At 66.6% G+C, this 890-nt stretch carries 1 protein-coding gene; it reads right to left on the bottom strand.

The window, feature by feature from the left end; translation table 11 throughout:
* Nucleotides 1-890 (bottom strand): transketolase-like TK C-terminal-containing protein (locus RM50_RS19995; RefSeq protein WP_043456300.1); only part of this gene is annotated, 890 nt, incomplete at both ends.

Below are 890 nucleotides of genomic sequence, written 5' to 3'. Positions count from 1 at the left end.
CGGGTGTCGGAGAAGCCGAAGCCGTCGGCGCCGAGGGTGGCGAATTCGTTGGGGACGAATTGCCGGATTTGGTCCGGGATGGCTTTCATGTAGTCGGAGACGGCGACGATGGGGCCGGTGGCGCCTTCGAGTTGCTGGGTGACGAAGGGGGTGCGGGCGGGTTTGCCGGGGTTGAGGAAGGCTTCTTCTTCGGCGGCGAGTCCGTCGCGGCGCAGTTCGTTCCAGGAGGTGACGGACCAGACGTCGGCGGAGACGTTCCAGTCGTCGGCGAGGATGCGCTGGGCGTCCAGGGCCCAGGGCACGGAGACGCCGGAGGCGAGGATCTGGGTGCGGGGACCGTCGATCTTTGCGGGGGCGAGCAGGTAGATGCCCTTGATGACGCCTTCGACGTCGAGGTTCTCGGGTTCGGCGGGCTGGACGATGGGTTCGTTGTACACGGTGAGGTAGTACATGACGTTCTGGTCGTCTGAGTCGGGTCCGTACATGCGTTCCAGGCCGGAGCGCATGATGTGGCCGATTTCGTAGCCGTAGGCGGGGTCGTAGGTGATGACTGCGGGGTTGGTGGCGGCGAGCAGGGGGGAGTGGCCGTCGGCGTGCTGGAGGCCTTCGCCGGTGAGGGTGGTCCTGCCTGCGGTGGCGCCGATGATGAAGCCGCGGGTCATTTGGTCTGCTGCTGCCCAGAAGGCGTCGCCGGTGCGCTGGAACCCGAACATGGAGTAGAACACGTAGACCGGGACCAGGGGGATGCCGTGGGTGGCGTATGCGGTGCCGGCGGCGGTGAAGGCTGCCACGGCGCCGGCTTCGTTGATGCCCGGGTGGATCAGTTGGCCTGCGGGGGATTCCTTGTAGGCCAGGACCAGGTCCCGGTCCACGGACAGGTAATTCTGCCC

The organism is Pseudarthrobacter phenanthrenivorans, from assembly GCF_000813845.1.
Taxonomy (GTDB): Bacteria; Actinomycetota; Actinomycetes; order Actinomycetales; family Micrococcaceae; genus Arthrobacter; species Arthrobacter phenanthrenivorans_B.
The sequence above is the reverse complement of the archived record's forward strand: the minus strand, read 5'-3'. Positions and strand labels throughout refer to the sequence as shown.